Consider the following 3,982-nt stretch of genomic DNA (forward strand, 5'->3'; position numbering starts at 1 on the left):
CCGCCTGGACAAAACCCGGGCTTCGGCACCCACGTCGGCCCCGCCCTTCGGCAAGCGGCGGGCCCCCGCCCCCCGGGGGGGGCCGCTCTCGGCGTCATCCCTACAGGGTCAGGACTCCCACGAGTCCGGCGGCGACGGCAACCGTCACGGTCAACTGGGTCAGGGAGATGCTGGAGCCCGTCCGCACATCCGGGACGTCGGGGGCGGTCCGCGGGCCCTCGACCGGCGGGGTCGCGTGATGCGGCCCCGGCCAGCCGGTCCGCACTCCACCAGCGATCGTGCAGGTCGGTGGGCTGGGCCTTGATGTCCTCGTAGCGCCAGAGCCGCTCTCGGCTGCGCAGCCGCATCGCACAAATCCCCCGCGTGGAAGTAGATCGACAACCAGGCTAGGGGCCCACCGTTGCGTGAACCGGCCTCACGGATCCTCTCACCCGATCGTGGCAACCACGGGTCTCCGGCCGATGGCCGGAGAGGGGGGCGGCCGATACCAAGGGCGTGTCCGGCGGATCAGGTTGCGGACCCGGCCCTGATCCGCGGGACACGCCCTAGCTCACCCACTGCCGCAAGAGCTCCTCCCGCTGGGACGCCCGCGGCGACCCGCCCTCCCAGGCGCGGCCCCACTCCGACATCGCCGCCAGTGTCGTGGCCATCGTCGCGGCGCCCTCCGTGAGGCGGGACAGCAGGGTTCGGGAAAGGTCGACCTCCGTCGGGGAGTAGCCGACAGTGGCGGCCACGTAGGTCGTCAACTCGTGCTCACCGTCGTGTGTCCGCACGCGCACCGTCATGATCGCCGGGCCCCCGCCGGCCGGGCCCGGGCCCCCGGGCAGAGCCAGGTTCACCACCGTGTCCAGAGCCAGCTCCGTGACCGCGCCGATCTGCCGCTTCAGGGACTTCACGGGGACGTCCGCCATCGTCAGGGCGCGCACGTCCTCCCACAGGTAGAGGCCGGACTGCCCGTCACCGAGGGCCACCACCCCCTCCGGGGTCAGGCGCGCCCCGGGAGCCAGGCCGGAGGGCTTCGCGCCCACGTACACGTCACCCTCGGCGATCCAGAACAGGCCCACCATGGCCATGCGTTGCTCACATCCCCCGACGACGGCGCCGCCGTGTCACACATCAAACGATCAGGTCGCCCTCCGCAACGGGCGAAGAAGCCGGGAAGTTCCCCAGGCCAACTGCGCGGAGACGTCGCCTCAGGGGACCGAGCGGATGCGGCGCACCAGGACCGAGCCCGCGAGGGCCAGGGCGCCCGCGAGGGCGTACAGGGCCGTGTACCCGCCGAAGTGGGTGACGACCGGGGCCGCGACCACGGGGGCCAGCACCTGGGGCAGCGCGTTGGCGATGTTGATGACGCCCAGGTCCCTGCCCCGGTCCTCCGCCGTCGGCAGCACGTCCGTGAGCAGGGCGAAGTCCACAGCGGTGTACACGCCGAAACCGAGGCCGAGCACGAGCGAGGCGACGACCGCGCCCGTCCAGGTCTGCCAGACGGCGAGCAGCAGGGTGGCCGCGGAGATGACAAGGCCCGAGCAGATCACGTAGGACTTCCGTCGGCCACTGCGGTCCGACCGGATGCCGCTGATCACCACCGTGGAGAGCAGGGTGAGCGCGTTGAGCGCCGTGAGGATCAGTACGCCGTTGTCCGCGTCGCCCTCGTAGCGCACGGCGTCGGTGAGGTAGTAGAGCAGGTACATCGTGCTGATGGAGTACGACAGGTTCATCAGGAACCGGGTGAGCCAGGCCCACCCGAAGTCGGGGTGGCGGCGCGGGTCGATCCAGAAACCGCCGAGGAACGTCCGCCACCGGAACGCCGGCCGCGCCGCGACGGAGAGCGGGGTGTCACGCCGCATCAGTACGTACGGAACGGCCGCGAGCACCGAGAAGGCCGCGCAGGCCAGATATCCGGCTGCCACTCCGCCCGCGACCGTGGCCAGCGCCGTACCCGCCAGGACGCCGCCGACCTGGGAGACGCCGAGCCAGCCGCCGACCAGACCGCGCCGGCGCGGTGGCACCTGGTCGGGGACGGCAGCGGTGAGAGCGGCGAAGGCCGCGTTGAGGGCGAGCTGGACCAGGCACCAGCCCACGATCACGGTCGCGACGCTCTGCGCCCCGGCGAGGACGAGCAGTCCGGCCGCCCCGCCCGTCACTCCGCCGACGACCCAGGGGATGCGCCGGCCCACGGACGCCGTCGTCCGGTCGGAGAGAGCACCGAAGACGGGGTTGGCGACCATCGACACGGCTGCGCCCACACCCGTCACCAGGGCGAGGGTGGACGCCTTGTGGTCGGGGGTGAGGTGCTCGGCCTGGCGTGCCAGGAGCAGTTGCAGGGGGCCGAACCAGCCGACCCAGACCCCGAGGTTGGCGAGCGACAGCGCGCTCACCCACCGCCCGCCGGCCGTGGGGGCCGGCTCCGCCGCGGTTCCCTCCGCCGCCGTCCCCTCGGCGGTCATCTGCCGCTCTTGATCAGGTCGCGGTACCAGGCGTACGACTCCTTGGGCGTCCGCTCCAGCGTCTCGTAGTCGACGTGGACGAGCCCGAACCGCTGCCGGTACCCCTCCGCCCACTCGAAGTTGTCGAGGATCGACCAGATGAAGTACCCGCGGACATCGGCGCCTTCCGCGATCGCCTCGTGCAGCGCGCACACGTGGCCGTCGTGGTAGGCGATCCGACGGGCGTCGTCGACCCGACCCGTTTCGGGGTCCGGCCCGTCACCGTACGAGCAGCCGTTCTCGGTGATGTAGAGGGGCGGCAGCCGGTCGCCGTAGCGTGCGCGCATGGTGGCGAGCAGTTCGCGCAGCCCGTCCGGGACCACCGGCCAGCCGAAGTCGGTGAGTTCGCGTCCTTCGATCTGCCGGATGGCGAAGGGGAGGTCCGACGGTATCTCGATGCCTCCGAAGGCGGAGTCGGCGGTCGGCTGCGGGGCGGCGACGAGCATCGGGTTGTAGTAGTTGATGCCGTACCAGTCCAGGGGGGCCGAGATCGTCTTGAGGTCCTCCGCCACCGGGCCGGGGAGGAGCGAGGCCAGGCCCGCCGGGTAGGCGCCGGTCAGGATGGGGTCGGCGAAGAGGCGGTTCGTGAGGGTGTCGTAGAGCTCGGCGGCCGCCCGGTCGTCGTCGCTGTCGCCGGCGGTCCAGACGGGGCTGTGGGAGGCGGCGATGCCGATCTCGCGGGCGCCCGCGGCGCGCAGGGCCTGCACGCCGAGGCCGTGGGCCAGGAGCTGGTGGTGGGCCACGGGCAGGGCGTCGAAGACCATGCGCCTGCCGGGCGCGTGCTCGCCGAGGCCGTATCCGAGCAGGGTGACCTCGGCGGGCTCGTTGATGGTGATCCACATGGGCACGCGGTCGGCGAGCCGCTCCGCGACCACCGAGGCGTACGCCGCGAACCGCTCGGCCGTGTCCCGGTCGAGCCAGCCGCCGTGCTCCTCCAGGGCGAGCGGGGTGTCCCAGTGGAAGAGGGTGGGCACCGGGGCGATCCCCGAGGCGCACAGCTCGTCAACGAGCCGGTCGTAGAAGTCCAGCCCCTTGTCGTTGACCCGGCCGTGGCCTTCGGGCAGGACGCGGGACCAGGAGACCGAGAACCGGTAGGCGCCGACGCCGAGTTCGGCCATCAACGCCACGTCCTCGCGGTAGCGCCGGTAGTGGTCGGTGGCCACGCCCGCGTGCGAGCCGTCCTTGACGCGTCCCTGTTCTCCGGTGAAGGCGTCCCAGCAGGAGGGGCCGCGGCCGTCGGCCGTGAGCGACCCTTCGATCTGGAAGGCGGAGGCGGAGACTCCCCAGAGGAAGCCGGCCGGGAATGCGGGTACGGGCGCTGTCATGAGGACTCGCTTCGATCGCCGGGGTGCTGGTTGCTCACGGCACTTTCGGGCCCCGTGGTCCGCCCTGTCAATGGAAAGTGAACAACTCTCAGCTTTTCTCCGACGCGCCCCTCCGGACCAGGTCTCGTCCGGCGGACGAGACCAGTGTCTAAAAAACAACTCTGGCTGGCG

At 71.8% G+C, this 3,982-nt stretch carries 4 protein-coding genes; all 4 read right to left on the reverse strand.

Annotated features, from left to right (window positions below; genetic code table 11):
• Window positions 1-100 precede the first annotated feature (100 nt).
• The 4 genes from ACFVZW_RS35155 to ACFVZW_RS35170 all read right to left on the reverse strand — a co-directional run bounded on the left by ACFVZW_RS35155 (window position 101) and on the right by ACFVZW_RS35170 (window position 3,811).
• Window positions 101-265, reverse strand: coding sequence for a hypothetical protein (locus tag ACFVZW_RS35155; RefSeq protein WP_384530331.1), 165 nt, complete (start codon window positions 263-265; stop codon window positions 101-103).
• Between the two features lie 280 nt (window positions 266-545).
• Entirely contained in the window at window positions 546-1,073 is a 528-nt protein-coding gene (locus ACFVZW_RS35160) for a hypothetical protein (RefSeq protein ID WP_384530334.1), read from the reverse strand.
• 120 nt (window positions 1,074-1,193) lie between these two features.
• Window positions 1,194-2,447, reverse strand: a complete 1,254-nt coding sequence (locus ACFVZW_RS35165; protein WP_384530337.1) for an MFS transporter — start codon at window positions 2,445-2,447, stop codon at window positions 1,194-1,196.
• Entirely contained in the window at window positions 2,444-3,811 is a 1,368-nt protein-coding gene (locus ACFVZW_RS35170; protein WP_384530340.1) for a GH1 family beta-glucosidase, read from the reverse strand. The genes ACFVZW_RS35165 and ACFVZW_RS35170 overlap by 4 nt, the downstream gene beginning before the upstream one ends.
• Window positions 3,812-3,982 lie beyond the last annotated feature (171 nt).

Origin of the sequence: Streptomyces sp. NPDC059567, assembly GCF_042735655.1 — a bacterium.
In the GTDB taxonomy this organism is placed as follows: Bacteria; Actinomycetota; Actinomycetes; order Streptomycetales; family Streptomycetaceae; genus Streptomyces.

Coding starts and splice junctions, on each gene's coding strand:
- ACFVZW_RS35160 (WP_384530334.1), bottom strand. CDS start 1,073: ATGGCCATGGTGGGCCTGTTCTGGATCGCCGAGGGTGACGTGTACGTG.
- ACFVZW_RS35170 (WP_384530340.1), bottom strand. CDS start 3,811: ATGACAGCGCCCGTACCCGCATTCCCGGCCGGCTTCCTCTGGGGAGTC.
- ACFVZW_RS35165 (WP_384530337.1), bottom strand. CDS start 2,447: ATGACCGCCGAGGGGACGGCGGCGGAGGGAACCGCGGCGGAGCCGGCC.